Below are 17,475 nucleotides of genomic sequence, written 5' to 3'. Positions count from 1 at the left end.
TTCCGGACGCGGGGTGACGGCTCCCCGGACCCGGGGCCGGAGCCGGGTTCAGCGGCGTGCCAGCACCCGCCGGGCGGCGCGGGCCAGGCGCGCGGCCGGTGTCCGGGGGCGGGGCGCGGGCCCCGACCGGTCGAGCCACCACTCCCGCAGCCGGTGCCGGGCCCGCGCGTCGGCCGGCCGCCCCTCGCGCAGCAGCCCCTCGGCGAAGTCCAGCGCGTCGCGCCGGTACCCGCCGGTCAGCGGACGGCCCCGGGCGTGGGCGAGGAAGGCGGGCCGGTACTCCCCGCCCAGGATGGCGGGGAGTTCGGGCGCGACCCCGGCGACGACGTCGGCCCGCTTCGCGGCGAGGGCCCGCGCCTGCACCCCGATCCGGGCCCGGTCGAAGCCCTCCGGCACGGGCGTCCCGGCGACCAGCGCCGACAGCAGCGAGGTCTGCGCGAGGCCGAGCCGCCGCCGGGCCGCCTCGGTGGCGGCCCCCGGTGCGCCGGGCCGGGCCGGTCCCGGGGCGGCGGGCGCGGGCGGAGCGGGGGGCGTGGCGGGCGCGGAGGCGACCGGCCCGGCGGCGGCGTCGGCACGGGTCCCCCGACCGGGGTCCGGGCCCGGGGCCACGGCGGCGCGGCCCCGGGCCACGGCGGCGCGGACGGCGTCCAGCTCCGCCGCCAGTTCCCCCGGCGGGGGGAAGTTCTCGTCGCGTTCCAGCAGCACGCCCGGCGGCGCCACCCGCGAGGCGAGGTCGGCGAGGATGTCCAGCACCACCGGCGGCACGGGGTGGGCGTGGCTGTCGTGCCAGACGCCGTCGCGCACGAAGCCGCCCGCGACGTGGACGTAGGCCAGGGCCTCCAGCGGCAGGTCGCGCAGCGCCTCGGCCGGGTCCTCGCCGCGGTTGACGTGGTTGGTGTGGAGGTTGGCCACGTCGATCAGCAGCCGCACGCCGGTGCGGTCGGCCAGTTCGTACAGGAACTGTCCCTCCGTCATCTCCTCGTCCGGCCAGGACAGCAGCGCGGCGACGTTCTCCACGGCGAGCGGCACGGGCAGCGCGTCCCGCGCGACGCGCACGTTCTCGCACAGCACGTCGAGGGCGTCGCGGGTGCGCGGCACGGGCAGCAGGTGCCCGGCCTCCAGGCGCGGGGAGGCGGTCAGCGGCCCGCCCGCCCGCACGAACGCGATGTGCTCGGTGACCAGCGGCGACTCCAGTACCCGTACCCGCTCGGCCAGCGCCGCCAGCCGCCCGGCGTCCGGCCGCTCGGCGCCCCCGAGGCCGAGCGAGACGCCGTGCGGGACGACGGTGACGCCGCGTTCGCGCAGCCGCAGCAGCGAGTCGGGCACGTGGCCCGGACAGACGTTCTCCGCGACCGCCTCGACCCAGTCGACGCCGGGCATCGCCTCCACCACGTCCGCGATCTCCGGCCGCCAGCCGATCCCCGTCCCGAGCCGCACCATGCCGTTCCCCCCGTTCCGTTCGCGTTCCCGTCCCCGTCCGCGTTCCCGTCCCTGCCCCCGTCCCGGGAGCCGTCCCGTATGCCGCGTGCCGTGGCACGGGGCACCGCGGTACGAGGGCTATGTCCCGGATCTCCCGGCCGGAACCCCGGGGAGGGCTTCCTCAGAGCAACATCTGAGGTTCACGCGGGACGGCGGCGCAGCGCCGGGTGGTCCGCGACCACCGTGCAGGAGCCGGGCGCGATCTCCGTGAAACCGGCGTCCCGGACCGTGGGCAGGCCGGCCTCGGTGAGGGAGGGCCAGCGGGCCGGGTCCGCGGCGCGCACGGCGAGCGGGAAACCCGCGTCCCGCCAGGCGGCGCGCGGTGCCGGTGCGAGCGCCCGCCAGGCGAGCTGGGCGCCGTGCCCGGCCTGCGCCATCGCCTTGCCCGCCGTCATCTCCAGCCCGGGGTTGAGCCACAGCACGGGCACCGAGGGACCGGCGTCGGCCGGGGGCTCGGGGTCGTCCAGGTCGGTGCCGGAGACCTGGAGGCGGGCAAGGTCCTTCGGCCAGCCGTCGAGCGGCACCGGCGGGAAGACCCGGACCTCGGCCGAGCCGCCGGTGACGGTGATGCCGGGCAGCGCCCCGGCCCGCCGCCACTCGGCGCCGCGCGCCCGCCGGACCACCTTGCGGATGCGGGCGTCCTCCCAGTCGCGCACGGCGCGGGCCCAGTCGCCGTCGCCCCGCGCGCGTTCGTCGGCCAGCAGGAGCAGGACGGCGCGGGCGGCGGTCTCCAGCGCGTCCGTGCGGGCCGGCGGGCCGGCCCGTTCGATGCGGACGACCAGCGGCAGGACGAACTGCGGCGCGAGGTCGCGGGCGCCGGGCGCGGCGCGGAAGGGGCTCGCGGGGGCGGACGTCGGTTCGGTGCTCACGCCCCCAGTCTGCCAAGCGGGCCGCTCAGGCCGGCACCGCACGGCCGCCGGGGTCCGGCGGTCCGGACCGGCGGCATGCCTCAGTGGTGCCCGTTCGCGGCACCGATCAGGTCGGAGACCTTGACCAGGGTGTACCCGCGCTCGCGCAGCGCGGGCACGATGGTGCGCACCGCCTCCTCGGTCACCGGGGCGGCGCTGTCGGTGCAGTGCATGACGACGACGGAGCCCGGCCGGACCCCGTCCAGCACCTGCCCGGCCACCGCGTCGGCGTCCGTGGCGAAGGCGTCCCCGCTCACCACGTCCCACTGCACGGCGGTGACGCCGGTCGCCGACAGTTCCTGGAGGGCGGTGCGGTCGTAGCAGCCGCCGGGGAAGCGGAAGTACGGCATCGGGTCGGGCACCCCGGCCGTGCGGAACGCGGCGTAGGCGCGCTCGACGTCGGTGCGCATCCGCTCCCGGGACACGGTGGGCAGGCCGTAGCAGTCGCCGGTGTAGGCGTAGTGGCTGTAGGAGTGGTTGGCGATCTCGAACTGGGGGTCCCGGCCGAGCGACCGGGCCTCGTCCGGGTACTCCTCGGCCCAGCGGCCGGTCATGAACACGGTGGCGGGCACCTTCAGCTCCCGCAGCGTGGCGATCAGCTTCGGGTTGTCGAAGCGCTCGCCTGACGCGGCCCGGGGCCCCTGGTCGGCGGTCATGTCGGCGTCGAAGGTGAGGGCGACCGTCTTGCCCCGGGTGCGGGACCCGTGCTCGAAGACGGGGGTGAGCCCGCCGGGCCCCGGGGCGAGGGTGGGCGGCTCGGCGGGGCCGCCGGTCGACGGCGCCGGCGACGGGGAGGCGGCGGAGGGCGCCGAGGCCCCGGGCCGGGGCGCCTGCGGGCCGTCGGCGGTGCCGCAGGCGGCGAGGGCGGCGGACACGGCGCCCAGGGCGCACACGAGGGCGGTACGTCGTACGAGAGGAATCACCGTACGAACGTAGGAGTGCGGTGATCGGAAGATATGACGATGCGGGGCGACGTGCCCGGGGCGTCACCCTCCCGGGCCAGAAGCGCCCTCAGATGTCCCGCCGCTCCAGGGGTGTGGTCGCCGGGCCCTCGATCACCTCGCCGTCGACGCCGAACCGCGAGCCGTGGCAGGGGCACTCCCACGCCTTCTCGGCCGCGTTGAACGCCACCAGGCAGCCCAGGTGGGTGCAGCGCGCCGAGACCGCGTGGGCGGTCCCGTCCTCGTCCCGGTAGACGGCGAGCCGGTCGCCGCCGGCCCGGACCACGGCGCCCTCGCCCGGTGGCAGGGCCTCCAGCGGCGGCACCGGCCGCAGCCGGTCCCCGACGAAGCGCCGGGCGATGTCCGCCTGCTTGCGCAGCAGCGCCGGCGCCTCGCGCACGGCGGTCGCCAGCCGCCGCGGGTCGTAGAGCCCGCTCCAGGCGCACTCCTCGCCCTCGATCTGCCGGGTGAGCAGCAGCCCCGCCATGATGCCGCCGCTCAGCCCCCAGCCGCCGAAGCCGGTGGCGACGTGGACGCGCCGGGTGCCGGGGTGCAGCGGGCCCACCATCGCCACCGTGTCGGTGGGGTCGATGTCCTGGGTGGCCCAGGCGTACGCGGGCGACACGCCCGGGAAGTGCCGGGCGGCCCACGCGGTGAGCCGGTCGAAGCGTTCGCGCGTGTCGCCGGTGCCGGGCGTGAAGTGCTCCCCGGTGACCAGGAGCAGCCGCCGCGAGCCGTCGTCTCCGAGGGGGGCCGTGCGCACCGAGCGCGTGTTCTCCTCCGGCGTGATGTACATGCCCCGCGGGTCGAGGCCGGCCGGGACCGGCCCGGCCACCACCAGCTCGCGGCGCGGGACGAGCCGGGTGAACAGCAGCGCCCGGTCGAAGACCGGGTAGTGCGAGGCCACGACCACGTCCCGCGCGGTCACCGTCGCCCCGTCCCTGGTGGAGACCCGGCACGGATCGCCCTCGGTCAGGCCGTCCACGGTGGTGTGCTCGTGGATCCGCCCGCCGCGCGCCTCCAGGCCGGCGGCGAGCGCGAGCAGGTACGCGCGCGGGTGGAACTGGGCCTGCCCGGTGACCCGGACCGCGCCCGCCACCGGGAACGGCAGCCCGGTCTCCGTCACGAAGGAGGCGGGCAGCCCGGCCTCCCGCGCCGCCTCCGCCTCGGCCCGCAGCGCGTCGGCGCGGGCGGGGTCGCGCACGTAGGTGTACGCGTCCCGGGTCTCCCAGTCGCAGTCGACGCCCAGTTCGCCGGCGATCGCGGCGGCGCGCTCGAGGGCCTCGGTCTGCGAGCGGGCGTACAGCAGGGCGGCCTCGGGGCCGCGGGTGCGGCGCAGCCGGTCGTAGATCAGGGTGTGCAGGACGGTCAGCTTGGCGCTGGTGCGGCCGGTGACCCCGGCGGCGATCCGCCCGGCGTCCAGCACCACCACCCGGCGGCCGGTCCGGGCCAGCTCCCAGGCGGTGCTCAGCCCGGCCATGCCCGCGCCGATCACGACGGCGTCGGCGTCGGTGTCGCCCTCCAGCGCGGGCCGGGCGGGACCGCCGGGCGCGGTCCGGAGCCAGTACGAGTCGCCGGTGTGTGTCGAGTCCGTCATGCGCGCCGGGTACCCCTCGGAAGCGGCGCGTCACCGCCCCCGGAGGCAGGAGGGCGGGGCCCGGCCCGAAGGGCCCTCCGGGGGCGGTGGGGCTTTCCGGAGGAGTCAGCCGTGCCAGGGGCCCGTGACGGCGAAGGTGGTCCCCGGCGTGTAGCAGTTGACGTACATCGTGGCGCCGTCGGGGGAGAAGGTGACCCCGGCGAACTCGCCCCACTCCGGCTTCCCCGGCGTGCCGATGTCCTGCCGGCCGCGGGCCACCGCGTAGACCTCGCCGCGCGGGGTGACGCCGAAGACGTGCTGGGCGCCGTCGCCGTCCTCGCAGACCATGAGGCCGCCGCTGGGCGCCAGGCAGATGTTGTCCGGGGACTCGCCGGGCAACTGCACGTCGGTGTCCGGGCCGAAGACGACGACCAGGGTGAGGCGGCGCCGCTCGGGGTCGTAGCGCCAGATCTGGCCGTAATGGTCGGCGGCCGAGCCCTCCGCGCTGCGGGCGAAGGACGACACGAAGTACACGCCGCGCCCGCCCCAGTAGCAGCCCTCCAGCTTCTGCGCGTGGGTGATGCCGCCGCGGCCGAAGTCCTGGAAGCGGACCGGGGTGCCGGACGCGAGCGGGTCGGGTACGTCCACCCACTCGACGGAGTCGAACCGGGTGCCGGGCTCCCGGATCGTGGACAGGTCCGGCACGCCGGGCACCCGCATCGCCTGGAGCCGGCCGCCCGCGCGCAGGGAGCCGGTGCCGCCCAGCGGCTTGGCGGGCAGGAACCGGTAGAAGAGGCCGAACGGCTTCTCGAAGGCGTCCTCGGTCTCGTAGATCACGCCCAGGCGGGGGTCGACGGCGATCGCCTCGTGCTGGAAGCGGCCCATCGCCTTCAGCGGCACCGCCCCGGTGCGGTGCGGGTCGGCGGGGTCGACCTCGAAGACGAAGCCGTGGTCCTGCTCGTACCCGTTGGTGCCGGCCCGGTCCTCGGTCTCCTCGCAGGTCAGCCAGGTGTTCCAGGGGGTGGGTCCGCCCGCGCAGTTGACGGCCGTACCGGCGATGGCGACGCGCTCGTCCCGGACGTGGCCGCCGGCGTCCAGGGTGAGGACGGTGCAGCCGCCCTTGCCGCCCCGGTCGTAGGTCAGGCCCTCGACGGTGGGGACGGGGAAGCGGGCGTCGACGCGGTTCTCGTGGTTGCGCACCAGGCGGACCCGGCCCCGGCCGCCCGGCGTGCGGACCGGGAAGGCGGCCATGCCGTCGTGGTGGGAGGGGACCGGGCCCTCGCCGGAGCGCAGCGGTTCGCCCTCGCGGGACAGGACCCGGTAGCGGAAGCCGCGGGGCAGGTCGAGCAGGCCGTCGGGGTCGGGTACGAGGGGGCCGTGGCCGGCGGGGCGCGGGGTCCGGGCGGCGGCGGTGCCGGCGAAGACCTCGCCGAGGGCCCCGGTGAAGACGATGCCCGCTCCGAGGGCACCGGAGCGGGCGAGGACCTCCCGGCGGGAGGCGGGACGCGAGACGGACATGGGCGGGGGCCTTCCTGCTGGGGGACAGGACAGTGACCCCGTCGTGTCTACCACCTGGACGGCACCCCGGGAACCGCACGTGCCGCGGGAGTCACCGTGCGTCACCCCGCGGACCGGACGCCGGGGCCGGGGAGGCCACCCCGTCACCGTGCGGCCCGGCCGCGCGGGTCCCGCCCGCGGCGGGGTCGAGCTGGGCCCGCTCCAGGAAGCGGAGCAACTCCACCGGGAAGGGCAGGACCAGCGTCGAGTTCTTCTCGGCGGCGACGGCGACCATGGTCTGCAGCAGCCGGAGCTGGAGCGCCGCGGGCTGCTCCTCCATCTGCCGGGCGGCGTCGGCGAGCTTCTTCGACGCCTGGTACTCGGCGTCGGCGTTGATGATCCGGGCCCGCCGCTCCCGGTCGGCCTCGGCCTGCCGGGCCATCGAGCGCTTCATCGTGTCCGGCAGGGAGACGTCCTTGATCTCCACCCGGTCGATCTGCACGCCCCAGCCGACGGCCGGGCTGTCGATCATCAGCTCCAGGCCCTGGTTGAGCTTCTCCCGGTTGGACAGCAGATCGTCCAGGTCGCTCTTTCCGATGATCGAACGCAGCGAGGTCTGCGCCATCTGGGAGACCGCGAACCGGTAGTCCTCGACCCGGACGAGGGCGTTGGCCGCGTCGACCACCTTGAAGTACACCACCGCGTCGACCCGCACGGTCACGTTGTCCCGGGTGATGCCCTCCTGGGCGGGGACCGGCAGCGTGACGATCTGCATGTTGACCTTGTGCAGGTGGTCGACGAAGGGGATCACCATCGTGAACCCCGGCTGCCGGACGGGCTCGGCGAGCCGGCCGAGCCGGAAGACCACCCCGCGCTCGTACTGCTTGACGACCCGTGCCGCCGACAGCACGTAGAGAACCGCGACGCCCGCGAGGACGGCGATCACGGTGAACAGCACCTGGACCATGGCGACCTCCTCGCCCGGGGGCCCATTTCGGCCTCTCTTGCCACGATATGCCCGGCGAGGGGGGTGAGGCATGCCCGCGGGCGCGTGCGTTCCGCGGGGCGGGGGTCAGGCGTCGACGAGGCGCCCGGCGTCCCTGGCCAGGGCGGTGAGCCGGGAGATGGCCCGGAAGTACTTCTTCCGGTAGCCGCCGCGCAGCATCTCCTCGCCGAACAGCCGGTCGAAGGGGAGCCCGGAGGCGAGGACCGGTATCTCGCGGTCGTAGAGCCGGTCCGCGAGGACGACGAGGCGCAGCGCCGTCGACTGGTCCGGCACCGGCCGCACCCCGGTCAGGCACACCGCCGTGATGCCGTCGGTGAGCGCGCCGTAGCGGCTGGGGTGGACGCGGGCCAGGTGGTCCAGGAGGTCGGGGAAGGCGTCCAGGGAGGCGCCCCCGGTGGTCTCGGCGACCCGGGTCACCTGCTCGTCGGAGTGCGGCGCCGGCGCCTCGGGCAGGCCGCGGTGGCGGTAGTCCTCCCCGTCGATGCGCAGGGCGCGGAAGTGCGCGGACAGGCCCTGGATCTCGCGCAGGAAGTCGGCGGCGGCGAAACGCCCCTCGCCGAGCTTGCCGGGCAGGGTGTTGGAGGTCGCGGCGAGGGCGACGCCCGCCTCCACGAGCCGGCCGAGCAGGGTGGAGACGAGGACGGTGTCGCCGGGGTCGTCCAGTTCGAACTCGTCGATGCACAGCAGGCGGTGCCCGGAGAGGGTCTGCACGGTCTGCTGGAAGCCGAGGGCGCCGACCAGGTTGGTCAGCTCGACGAAGGTGCCGAACGCCTTGCGGGAGGGCTCGGCGGGGGTGGCGTGCCACAGGGAGGCGAGCAGGTGCGTCTTGCCGACGCCGTAACCGCCGTCGAGGTAGACGCCGCGGGGGCCGGCGGGGGCCTTCGGCGCCTTGCTCCGCCCGAAGCCGAGGAAACCGCGGCGCGCGCCGCCCGCGGGGGCGCCGTCCAGTCCGGCGGCGAAGCCCTCCAGGACGCCGACGGCCTCGCGCTGGCTCGGCCGGCCCGGGTCGGGGAGGTACGTCCCGAAGCGGACCGAGTCGAAACGCGGCGGCGGCACCATCTCGGCGACCAGCCGGTCCGCGGGGACGCGCGGCTCGCGGGCGCACAGGGACAGCGGGGCCGTGCCGGCTATCGGGGACGAGCCGGGGAGGGCGGAACCGGGAGCGGAGGAGGACGACACGATCCCCCATCGTAGGCCCTCCACCCCGTGGCCCCGGCCCCCGAGTGACGAGAGCGACCCCGCCGGGCCGCGGGCGCCCGCGGCCCGGAGCGCCCTGAGCCGCCCCCGCCGAAGCGCCGGGGGCCGGGCCCGGCGGGACCGCCCGCTCCGCCCGCGCCCCCGTCCGCCCCGCCGCCCGTGCGGAGCCCCCGCGCCCCGCCCGGGGGCCCCGTGGGAGACTGGGCGGTATGCGACGGCTGTTCCCAGTGACCGATCCGACCGATCAGAGCGTGGAGCCCGCGGCCGAGGCGGACGGGGAGTGGGGCCTCGGCGAGCTGGCCGACTTCTACGCGTACCCGGAGCCGGGGGAGCGCGGCGGGGCCGCGGCGTGGCTGCGGGCCAACATGGTCACCACGCTCGACGGCGCCGGTCAGCACGACGGCCGTTCGCAGCCCATCTCCAGCGCCGCCGACATGCGGGTCTTCGGCACGCTGCGGGCGCTCGCCGACGTGGTGATCGCCGGGGCCGAGACGGTGCGCCAGGAGGGGTACCGGCCCGCCCGCGCGCGGGCGGAGTTCGCCGAGCGGCGCCGGGCCGCGGGACAGGGCCCGGCCCCGGCGATCGCGGTGGTCAGCGCCGGCCTGGAGCTGGACTTCACGCTGCCGCTGTTCACCTCGCCGCTGACGCCCACCCTCGTGCTGACCGGCGCCGCCGCGGCCCCCGACCGGATCGCCGCCGCCGAGCGGGCGGGCGCCCGCGTGGTGATCGCCGGCGACGGCGTCGGTGTGGACCCCGCCCGCGCCGTCGCCGCGCTCGCCGGGCTCGGCCACACCCGGCTGCTGACCGAGGGCGGCCCGCGGCTGCTGGGGCAGTTCGTCGCGGCCGGGGTCCTCGACGAGCTGTGCCTCACCGTCTCGCCGCTGCTCACCGCGGGCGACGCGCAGCGGATCGCGGGCGGACCCGGGGTGCGGGTGCCCCAGCGCTTCGCCCTGGCGTCACTCCTGGAGGAGGAAGGTTTCCTCTTCAGCCGCTACCGGCGCGGCTGACCGCGCGGCCCGGACCGGGGTCCGACCGCGACCGGATCGCGACCCGACCGTGACCGGACGGGTGTTCGCCCCGTACTGCGGACCCGGTAATCGGCGGAATCAACCGTTCCGTTTAGCCCGCGCCGGGCACACTGAATCCGGCAGCACCCGTGCGATCACGGGGCAGGATGGTTTCCGCAGGGTCCCGTACGGCCCACGGAGGGTGGGCCCCGCGAGGGCCCTCGAAGGAGAAGGGGCGCCTGGTGTTCACAAGCGTACTGATGATCGAGAAGGCCCTGACGTCCGCCGACGTGGAGTTCGTCACCACCTTGCACGGGGACGAGCCGGTCACGTTCCGCGTGCTGCTCCAGCCGCGCGGCGACCAGGCGGACCGGCTGCTGCGGGCCATCGACGACGTCGCCCTCGGTGAACTGGACGACGCCGTCCGCGAGGGCGAGACCCCCGAGGGGCGGGAGGCGCGGAGTGTCGGCCGCCGGGCCCTGGACGTCTCCCTGACCGCGCTGCGCGCCGCCGGCGCCGAGGCCGAGGGGCGCCTCGTCGAGGACCACCCCCTGGACGGACTGCGCTCCCTGGTCGAGGAGACCGGCGCCGACGAGGTGATCGTGCTGACCGACCCGCACTACGTGGAGGAGTTCTTCCACCGCGACTGGGCCTCCCGGGCCCGCCACAAGGTCGGTGTGCCGGTCCTGAAACTCTTCTCCCACAGCAAGGCATAGGCTGGGCCCGCGCTCCCGCCACCGGGAGCGCGCTCACGCCGTACCCGGCCCTCGGCGCGTCCGCCGCCGACACCACCGTCGCACCCTGGGGAGAACAGCGCATGGCACCCGGCCTTCCGTCCGCCATGGACCGACCGCACTTCATCGGCATCGGCGGCGCCGGGATGTCGGGCATCGCCAAGATCCTCGCCCAGCGTGGCGCCGCGGTGGCGGGCAGCGACGCGAAGGACTCCGCGACCGCCGAGGCCCTGCGCGCGCTCGGCGCCACGGTCCACATCGGGCACGCCGCGGAGCACCTCGCCGACGACGCGAGCTGCGTGGTCGTCTCCTCGGCGATCCGCGAGGACAACCCCGAGCTGGTCCGCGCGGCCGAGCTGGGCCTGCCCGTGATCCACCGCTCCGACGCCCTCGCCGCGCTGATGGCGGGCCTGCGCCCGCTCGCCGTCGCCGGCACGCACGGCAAGACCACCACCACCTCGATGCTGGCGGTCTCCCTGACCGAGCTGGGCCGCGCCCCCTCCTACGCGATCGGCGGCGACCTGGACGCCCCCGGCTCCAACGCCCTGGACGGCGCGGGCGAGATCTTCGTGGCCGAGGCGGACGAGAGCGACCGCAGCTTCCACCGCTACGCGCCCGAGGTCGCCATCGTCCTCAACGTGGAACTCGACCACCACGCCAACTACGCGTCCATGGACGAGATCTACGAGTCGTTCGAGACGTTCGCCGCCCGGATCGTGCCCGGCGGCACCCTGGTGATCGCCGCCGACCACGAGGGCGCGAGGGAGCTGACCCGGCGCCTGGCCGGCTCGGTGCGGACGGTGACGTACGGGGAGGCCGAGGACGCCGACGTCCGCATCCTCTCGGTCGTCCCGCAGGGGCTGAGGAGCCGGGTCACCGTCGTCATCGACGGCGCCGAGCTGACCTTCGCGCTGTCCGTGCCCGGCCGCCACTACGCCCACAACGCGGTGGCCGCCCTCGCCGCCGGCGCCGCCCTCGGCATCCCGCCCGCCGAACTGGCCCCGGCGCTCGCCGCGTACACCGGCGTCAAGCGGCGCCTCCAGCTCAAGGGCGAGGCCGCCGGGGTCCAGGTCGTCGACTCCTACGCCCACCACCCGACCGAGATGACCGCCGACCTGGAGGCGATGCGCGGCGCGGTCGGCGACGCCCGCATCCTCGTCCTCTTCCAGCCGCACCTCTTCTCCCGGACCCAGGAACTGGGCAAGGAGATGGGCCAGGCGCTGGGCCTGGCCGACGCCTCCGTCGTCCTCGACGTCTATCCGGCCCGCGAGGACCCCATCCCCGGCGTCACCAGCGAACTGATCATCGAGGCGGCCCGCGCCGCCGGCGGCGACGTCACCCCCGTCCACGACCGGGAGGAGGCCCCCGCGGTCATCGCGGGAATGGCGAAGGCGGGTGACCTCGTTCTCACCATGGGGGCGGGCGACGTCACGGACCTCGGCCCGCGCATCCTGGACCAGTTGTCGAAGCGGTAGTACGCACACCGCGGAACGAGGGACTGAGGGCTCATGCCGTACGACGTCGAGAAGCCGGACGAGCAGTGGCGCGCGGAACTGTCGCCGTCGGAGTACGCCGTCCTGCGCCAGGCCGGCACCGAACCCGCCTTCACCGGCGAGTACACCGACACCACCACCGAGGGCGTCTACTCCTGCCGCGCCTGCGGCGCGGAACTGTTCACCTCGCGGACGAAGTTCGCCTCCCACTGCGGCTGGCCCTCCTTCTTCGACCCGAAGGACACCGACGCGGTGGAACTGCTGGAGGACCGCTCCCACGGCATGGTCCGCACCGAGGTGCGCTGCGCCCGCTGCGGCTCCCACCTGGGACACGTCTTCGAGGGGGAGGGCTACCCCACCCCCACCGACCAGCGGTACTGCATCAACAGCATCTCCCTGCGGCTGACCCCCACGGAGGGCTGACCCCCCCCCGGGCCGGGGGCCGCGACGCCCCCGGCCGGCCCGTTTCCCCACGTTGCACGGCGCGAACCGGTCACGCTCCGCGCTCGCGCGGTGACGTCGCGCGGCCGTGGGGGTGACGTGCCGCACTCGGGCCGGTGATGGCCGAAAATCACCGGTATGAAAATCCGCAGAACGGGAACGAGTCGCCCCAGGCACCGGGCCCCACGACACCGCCGACCGCACCCAGGACGGCAACGGCCCCACCGACCACGGCCGGAGCGGGCAGCTTCTGCCAGACCCGAAGGGCGTTCGGCGTTTTGATACGGATGGAATCGGTCACCAAGCGGTACCCGGACGGCACGGTGGCGGTGGACCGGCTGTCGCTCGACATACCCGACCGGGCGATCACCGTCCTCGTCGGCCCCTCGGGATGCGGGAAGACGACGACCCTCCGCATGATCAACCGCATGGTGGAGCCCACCGAGGGCACCATCCTCCTCGACGGCGAGGACCTCCAGCGGCAGCCCGTCACCGCCCTGCGCCGCTCCATGGGCTACGTCATCCAGAACGCGGGCCTGTTCCAGCACCGCACCGTCCTCGACAACATCGCCACCGTGCCCCGCCTGCTCGGCTGGGGCAAGGCGCGAGCCAGGCAGCGCGCCGCCGAGCTGATGGACCGCGTCGGACTCGACACCGCCCTCGCCCGCCGCTACCCCTACCAGCTCTCCGGCGGACAGCAGCAGCGCGTCGGCGTGGCACGGGCGCTCGCCGCCGACCCGCCGGTGCTCCTCATGGACGAACCGTTCTCCGCCGTCGACCCCGTGGTGCGCAAGGGACTCCAGGACGAACTCCTGCGCATCCAGGACGAACTCGGCAAGACCATCGTCTTCGTCACCCACGACATCGACGAGGCCGTCAAACTCGGCACCATGGTCGCCGTGATGCGCACCGGCGGCCGGCTCGCCCAGTTCGCCACGCCCGCCGCCCTGCTCTCCGATCCCGCCGACGCCTTCGTCGAGGACTTCCTCGGCGCCGACCGCGGCGTCCGGCGGCTCTCCTTCTTCCCCGCCGCCGATCTGGAGCTGGTCACCGACGCCGTCGTCCCCCTCGACGCCCCCGCCGCGCGGCTCGCCGCGCCCGACGCCCCGTACCTGCTCGTCACCGACGCCGACGGCCGCCCCCTGGGCTGGGGCGAGCCGCGCGACCTGATCGCCGGCGCCATCGCGCCCCGGCGGCTGCTGCCCTACGGCCGGCCCTTCGTCCCCGGCACCGACTCCCTGCGCGCCGCCCTCGACTGCGCGGTCCTCTCGCCCACCGGCTGGGCCGTCGCCGTGGACGCCGACGGCCGGGTGACCGGCGTCGTCTCCCAGCAGGCCATCGGCGAGGCCATCCGCAGCGCCCACGCCGCCGGCCGGGGGGACGTCGCCGAGATCGCCGAGGTCGCCCCGTGAGCGGCTTCTTCGACATCCCGAGCGACCTCCAGCACAGCTACGCGGGCCTGATCGGCCTGCACCTGCGCGAGGCCCTGCTGCCGGTCCTGGCCGGGCTGCTGCTCGCCCTGCCGGTCGCCCAGCTCTGCGTCCGCGCCCGCTGGCTCTACCCGCCCGTGCTCGGCGTGACGACCGTCTTCTACGCCGTGCCGTCGCTCGCCGTCTTCGTCCTCCTCATCGACTACACCGGCCAGAGCGAGCTGACGGTGATGATCCCGCTCGCCCTCTACAGCCTCGTGGTGCTGGTCCCCGCGATCGTGGACGGGGTCCGCTCGGTGCCGCCGGAGACCCTGGCCGCCGCCACCGCCATGGGCCTCGGGCCGGCCCGCCGCTGGTTCCAGGTACAACTGCCGATCGCCGTGCCCGCGATCCTCGCCGGGCTGCGGGTGGCCACCGCGTCGAGCATCTCCCTGGTCAGCGTCGGCGCCCTCATCGGCAACCAGGGCGCCCTCGGCAACCTCCTCGCCGACGCCCAGCGCTACGACCGGCCCGAACTCGCCCTCAACTCCGTGCTCACCACCGCCGTCCTCGCCCTCGCCTGCGACGCGCTGCTGGTCCTCGCCCGGAACCTGCTCACCCCGTGGATGCCACGCGGCACGCACGCCTCCGCGAAGCCCGCGCGCCGGCCCGAGCCGTCCGAACCGGAGGGCGCCGCGCGGTGAACGTCCTGACCCACGTCCACGCCTTCTTCGCCGACCCCGCCCACTGGCAGGGCTACGACGGCATACCGCGGCGCCTGCTGGAGCACCTCGGGTACACCCTGCTGGCGCTCGGCCTCGCCGCCGCCGTCGGGCTCCCGGCCGGCCTGCTCACCGGGCACACCGGACGCGGCGGCAACGCCGTCGCCTTCGTCGCCACCGCCGCCCGCGCCCTGCCCAGCTTCGGCCTGCTGGTGCTCATCGCGGTCGGCATCGGCATCGGCCTGCTGCCGGTGATGGTGCCACTGGTCGTCCTCGCCGTCCCGCCGATCCTCGTCACCACGTACGAGGCGGTCCGCTCCGTCGACCCCGCCCCGGTGGACGCGGCGCGCGGCCTCGGCATGTCCGAGGCGGGCATCCTCTTCCGGGTCGAACTCCCCGTCGCCCTGCCGCTGGTCCTCAGCGGACTGCGCTCGGCCGCCATCCAGGTCGTCTCCACCGCCACCATCGCCGCCTACGTCAGCCTCGGCGGAGTCGGCCGCTACATCATCGACGGGCTCTACCAGCGCGACTACGAGAAGGTGGTCGGCGGCGCCACCCTGGTCGCCCTGCTGGCGCTGGCCACCCTCGCCGTGTTCTGGGGCGCGGGCCGGCTGGCCGTCTCACCGGGGGTGCGGCGGCGCTGAGCGGCGGGCGACCGGCCGGGGGCGAGGAAACCGTGACACGGCGGCACTTGACTCGGCGACGAGCGGCGGGTTGGGATCGACGGATGACTTCTACCGCGAAGAACAGCAGGTCCAGGACGAGACACACCGGCGTGGCGGCCGTCGCCCTCACCGCCGCGGCGGCTCTGCTCGCGGGCTGTTCCTCCTCCGGCGGGACCGCCGACAACCCTCTGGCGGAGGAGAAGGCGGAGAAGGGGACCGTCGTCGTCGGTTCCAACAACTTCGCCGAGAGCACCCTGCTCGCCGACATCTACGGCGAGGCGCTCAAGGCCAAGGGCCTCAAGGTCACCTACAAGCACAACATCGGCAGCCGCGAGACGACGTACGGGCTGATGAAGAACGGTTCCGTCACCGTCCTGCCGGAGTACAACGGCTCGCTGCTCGCCTACCTCGACTCCGCCGCCGGGCAGGAGTCCGCCGAGGCGGTGACCGCCGCCGTCAAGGAGAAGCTCGATCCCCGGCTGACCCTGCTGGAGTCCTCGCCGGCCGAGAACAAGGACTCGGTCGCCGTCAACGCGGCCACCGCGAAGAAGTACCGGCTGACCGCCGAGTCCTCCCTCGCCGACCTCAAGGAGGCCGCGCCGGACCTGGTGATCGGCGGCTCACCCGAGTTCCAGACCCGCCGTCAGGGCCTGGAGGGGCTCCAGTCCGTGTACGGGCTGCGCTTCGCCTCCTTCAAGGCGCTCGACGCGGGCGGACCCCTCACCCAGTCCGCGCTGACCAGGAACACGGTCCAGGCGGCGGACATCTTCACCACCGACCCCACCATCGTCAAGGAGGGCTTCGTCGTCCTCCAGGACCCCGAGAACCTCTTCGGCTTCGCCAACGTCACCCCGCTCGTCGCCAAGGACGGCCTGCCCCGGGAGGGCGTCGAGGCGCTGAACGCGGTCTCCGCCAAGCTGGACACCGAGACCCTGCGCGAGCTGGACGCCCGGATCCAGCTCGACAAGAAGGACCCCCTGGACGTGGCCAAGGCGTGGCTGGCCTCGGCCGGACTGGACTGACCCCGGGCGGTACGCGGCTCAGGACGCCGTGGCCCCGGCCGCGGCGTCGATGAGCTGGTCGATGAGGGCGATGAGCACGTCCCGGCTCGAGGCCCGCTCCCGCGCGTCGAACAACAGCACCTGGACGTGGTCGGGCAGTGCCAGGGCCTCGCGGATGTCCTCGGCCGGGTACGGGTGACGGCCGTGGAAGCCGTTGACGCCAACGACGAAGGGGATGCCCCGGCGTTCGAAGAAGTCTATGGCGGCGAAGCTCGTCTCGGGCCGGCGCACGTCGACCAGGACCACCGCGCCGAGCGCGCCGATCGCCAGGTCGTTCCACATGAACCAGAACCGCTGCTGGCCCGGGGTGCCGAACAGGTACAGCACCAGTTCCCGGCCGATGCTGATCCGGCCGAAGTCCAGGGCGACGGTGGTGGCCCGCTTCTTCTCGATGCCGGCCAGGTCGTCGACGTCGAGGCCGGCCGCGGTCAGCGGTTCCTCGGTGCGCAGCGGGGCTATCTCGCTCACCGACCCGACCATGGTGGTCTTCCCGACGCCGAAACCCCCGGCGATCAGGATCTTGACGGTGTCGGGCGCGGGCGCCGGAGCGGCGCGGTCAGAGCCGGCCAAGGCCGTCCCTCACTTTCTGCAGCAGGTCCAGGTCCGGGGTGGTGCGCGAGACGGAGTGCGGCGGCCGGGCGGTGATCCGGCCGGCCTCCAGCAGATCGCAGAGCAGGATGACGACCACGCTCACCGGCAGGTCCAGCCGGGCCGCGATCTCGGCCACGGCGACCGGCTCGGCGCACAGCCTCAGGATCCGCTGGTGCTCGGGCTGCGGCCGGGCCGCCCGCACGGGCTGCGGATCGACCGCGGTCACCGTGGTGATGAGGGTGAAGTCGGCGCGGCTGGGCCGGGTCCGTCCGCCGGTCAGGGTGAACGGCCGGACGAGCCGGCCCCCCGCGTCGCCTCCTGTCACGTCACTCGCCGGGGCCGACGGTGGCCCGCGGTGCCGCGCTCAGGTGCTCACCGATCTTCTTCACCAGCATGTTCATCTGGTACGCCACCACACCGACGTCGGCGCCCGGTCCGGTGAGCACGACGAGGTGGGCGCCGGGGCCCGCGGTGGTCAGGATCAGGTAGCCACCGGCCATCTCGATCAGCGCCTGGCGTACCGGCCCGCCCCGGAAGTCCATGCTGACGCCCTTGCTGAGGCTCATCAGACCGGAGGCGGTGGCCGCGAGACGTTCGGCGTCGTCGCGCGGGAATCCGGTGGACTTGCTGACGACCAGGCCGTCCTCGGAGAGCACCACGGCCTGGTTCACGTCGGCGACCCGCTCCACGAGTCCGGTGAGCAACTGGTCGAGCTGGGTGTGCGTGGCGGGGGTGGGTCGTGTCATGG

The 17,475-nt window shown here is 75.0% G+C and carries 18 protein-coding genes; 8 read left to right on the top strand and 10 right to left on the bottom strand.

Translation table 11 applies throughout. The features are described from left to right. Positions 1-48: 48 nt before the first annotated feature. The 7 genes from VM636_RS05450 to zapE all read right to left on the bottom strand — a co-directional run bounded on the left by VM636_RS05450 (position 49) and on the right by zapE (position 8,589). On the bottom strand, positions 49-1,440 hold the full coding sequence (locus VM636_RS05450; RefSeq protein ID WP_078962679.1) for a DUF692 domain-containing protein: 1,392 nt from the start codon (positions 1,438-1,440) through the stop codon (positions 49-51). Positions 1,441-1,619: 179 nt separating this feature from the next. Continuing rightward, on the bottom strand, positions 1,620-2,348 hold the full coding sequence (locus VM636_RS05445; protein ID WP_030420723.1) for a peptidyl-tRNA hydrolase: 729 nt from the start codon (positions 2,346-2,348) through the stop codon (positions 1,620-1,622). 80 nt (positions 2,349-2,428) lie between these two features. Next, positions 2,429-3,310: a polysaccharide deacetylase family protein gene (locus VM636_RS05440; protein WP_053913786.1), complete on the bottom strand. Its 882-nt coding sequence runs from the start codon at positions 3,308-3,310 to the stop codon at positions 2,429-2,431. An 88-nt stretch (positions 3,311-3,398) separates the two neighbouring features. Next, positions 3,399-4,925 carry an FAD-dependent oxidoreductase gene (locus VM636_RS05435; protein ID WP_053913787.1) on the bottom strand — a complete coding sequence of 509 codons (1,527 nt, stop codon included), beginning with the start codon at positions 4,923-4,925 and terminating at the stop codon, positions 3,399-3,401. A gap of 105 nt (positions 4,926-5,030) precedes the next feature. Continuing rightward, on the bottom strand, positions 5,031-6,422 hold the full coding sequence (locus VM636_RS05430; protein ID WP_030420726.1) for an alkaline phosphatase PhoX: 1,392 nt from the start codon (positions 6,420-6,422) through the stop codon (positions 5,031-5,033). A gap of 91 nt (positions 6,423-6,513) precedes the next feature. Then, on the bottom strand, positions 6,514-7,368 hold the full coding sequence (locus tag VM636_RS05425; RefSeq protein WP_078855980.1) for a slipin family protein: 855 nt from the start codon (positions 7,366-7,368) through the stop codon (positions 6,514-6,516). A 105-nt stretch (positions 7,369-7,473) separates the two neighbouring features. Continuing rightward, entirely contained in the window at positions 7,474-8,589 is a 1,116-nt protein-coding gene (gene zapE, locus VM636_RS05420; RefSeq protein WP_030420728.1) for a cell division protein ZapE, read from the bottom strand. A gap of 224 nt (positions 8,590-8,813) precedes the next feature. On the opposite strand from zapE, the gene VM636_RS05415 reads away from it, so the two are divergent. The 8 genes from VM636_RS05415 to VM636_RS05380 all read left to right on the top strand — a co-directional run bounded on the left by VM636_RS05415 (position 8,814) and on the right by VM636_RS05380 (position 16,097). Beyond that, on the top strand, positions 8,814-9,611 hold the full coding sequence (locus tag VM636_RS05415; protein ID WP_053913788.1) for a pyrimidine reductase family protein: 798 nt from the start codon (positions 8,814-8,816) through the stop codon (positions 9,609-9,611). A gap of 242 nt (positions 9,612-9,853) precedes the next feature. Next, a complete protein-coding gene (locus VM636_RS05410; protein ID WP_199809395.1) occupies positions 9,854-10,327 on the top strand; it encodes an indole-3-glycerol phosphate synthase in 474 nt (157 codons plus the stop codon). Positions 10,328-10,428: 101 nt separating this feature from the next. After that, entirely contained in the window at positions 10,429-11,820 is a 1,392-nt protein-coding gene (gene murC, locus VM636_RS05405; protein WP_030420731.1) for a UDP-N-acetylmuramate--L-alanine ligase, read from the top strand. A gap of 33 nt (positions 11,821-11,853) precedes the next feature. After that, the gene (msrB, locus tag VM636_RS05400; RefSeq protein WP_030420732.1) at positions 11,854-12,261 is read left to right on the top strand and encodes a peptide-methionine (R)-S-oxide reductase MsrB; all 408 of its coding nucleotides are present in this window, start codon (positions 11,854-11,856) and stop codon (positions 12,259-12,261) included. Between the two features lie 296 nt (positions 12,262-12,557). Next, on the top strand, positions 12,558-13,691 hold the full coding sequence (locus tag VM636_RS05395) for an ABC transporter ATP-binding protein (protein ID WP_030420733.1): 1,134 nt from the start codon (positions 12,558-12,560) through the stop codon (positions 13,689-13,691). Next, the gene (locus tag VM636_RS05390) at positions 13,688-14,392 is read left to right on the top strand and encodes an ABC transporter permease subunit (protein WP_030420734.1); all 705 of its coding nucleotides are present in this window, start codon (positions 13,688-13,690) and stop codon (positions 14,390-14,392) included. The genes VM636_RS05395 and VM636_RS05390 overlap by 4 nt, the downstream gene beginning before the upstream one ends. After that, on the top strand, positions 14,389-15,054 hold the full coding sequence (locus VM636_RS05385) for an ABC transporter permease subunit (RefSeq protein WP_030420735.1): 666 nt from the start codon (positions 14,389-14,391) through the stop codon (positions 15,052-15,054). The genes VM636_RS05390 and VM636_RS05385 overlap by 4 nt, the downstream gene beginning before the upstream one ends. 83 nt (positions 15,055-15,137) lie before the next feature. Beyond that, positions 15,138-16,097 (top strand): ABC transporter substrate-binding protein, encoded by a 960-nt coding sequence (locus VM636_RS05380; protein ID WP_030420736.1) that lies wholly within the window; start codon positions 15,138-15,140, stop codon positions 16,095-16,097. Positions 16,098-16,115: 18 nt separating this feature from the next. Here the strand turns inward: VM636_RS05380 and VM636_RS05375 are convergent, their stop codons facing one another. Genes VM636_RS05375 through VM636_RS05365 form a run of 3 tightly spaced genes read right to left on the bottom strand, consistent with a single transcriptional unit; the run spans position 16,116 to position 17,473 of the window. After that, complete coding sequence (locus VM636_RS05375; protein WP_030420737.1) at positions 16,116-16,706, bottom strand: ATP/GTP-binding protein; 591 nt, start codon at positions 16,704-16,706, stop codon at positions 16,116-16,118. Continuing rightward, positions 16,693-17,052 carry a DUF742 domain-containing protein gene (locus tag VM636_RS05370; RefSeq protein WP_030420738.1) on the bottom strand — a complete coding sequence of 120 codons (360 nt, stop codon included), beginning with the start codon at positions 17,050-17,052 and terminating at the stop codon, positions 16,693-16,695. The genes VM636_RS05375 and VM636_RS05370 overlap by 14 nt, the downstream gene beginning before the upstream one ends. Before the next feature lies 1 nt (position 17,053). Continuing rightward, complete coding sequence (locus VM636_RS05365) at positions 17,054-17,473, bottom strand: roadblock/LC7 domain-containing protein (RefSeq protein ID WP_030420739.1); 420 nt, start codon at positions 17,471-17,473, stop codon at positions 17,054-17,056. Between the last annotated feature and the right edge of the window lie 2 nt (positions 17,474-17,475).

It is taken from the genome of Streptomyces sp. SCSIO 75703, from assembly GCF_036607905.1.
Lineage (GTDB): Bacteria > Actinomycetota > Actinomycetes > Streptomycetales > Streptomycetaceae > Streptomyces.
The sequence above is the reverse complement of the archived record's forward strand: the minus strand, read 5'-3'. Positions and strand labels throughout refer to the sequence as shown.

What these genes read in the sequence shown, in the direction of transcription:
- msrB (WP_030420732.1), top strand. Translation starts at nt 11,854, where the DNA reads ATGCCGTACGACGTCGAGAAGCCGGACGAGCAGTGGCGCGCGGAACTG.
- VM636_RS05425 (WP_078855980.1), bottom strand. Translation starts at nt 7,368, where the DNA reads ATGGTCCAGGTGCTGTTCACCGTGATCGCCGTCCTCGCGGGCGTCGCG.
- VM636_RS05450 (WP_078962679.1), bottom strand. Translation starts at nt 1,440, where the DNA reads ATGGTGCGGCTCGGGACGGGGATCGGCTGGCGGCCGGAGATCGCGGAC.
- VM636_RS05435 (WP_053913787.1), bottom strand. Translation starts at nt 4,925, where the DNA reads ATGACGGACTCGACACACACCGGCGACTCGTACTGGCTCCGGACCGCG.
- murC (WP_030420731.1), top strand. Translation starts at nt 10,429, where the DNA reads ATGGCACCCGGCCTTCCGTCCGCCATGGACCGACCGCACTTCATCGGC.
- VM636_RS05415 (WP_053913788.1), top strand. Translation starts at nt 8,814, where the DNA reads ATGCGACGGCTGTTCCCAGTGACCGATCCGACCGATCAGAGCGTGGAG.
- VM636_RS05365 (WP_030420739.1), bottom strand. Translation starts at nt 17,473, where the DNA reads ATGACACGACCCACCCCCGCCACGCACACCCAGCTCGACCAGTTGCTC.
- VM636_RS05380 (WP_030420736.1), top strand. Translation starts at nt 15,138, where the DNA reads ATGACTTCTACCGCGAAGAACAGCAGGTCCAGGACGAGACACACCGGC.
- VM636_RS05430 (WP_030420726.1), bottom strand. Translation starts at nt 6,422, where the DNA reads ATGTCCGTCTCGCGTCCCGCCTCCCGCCGGGAGGTCCTCGCCCGCTCC.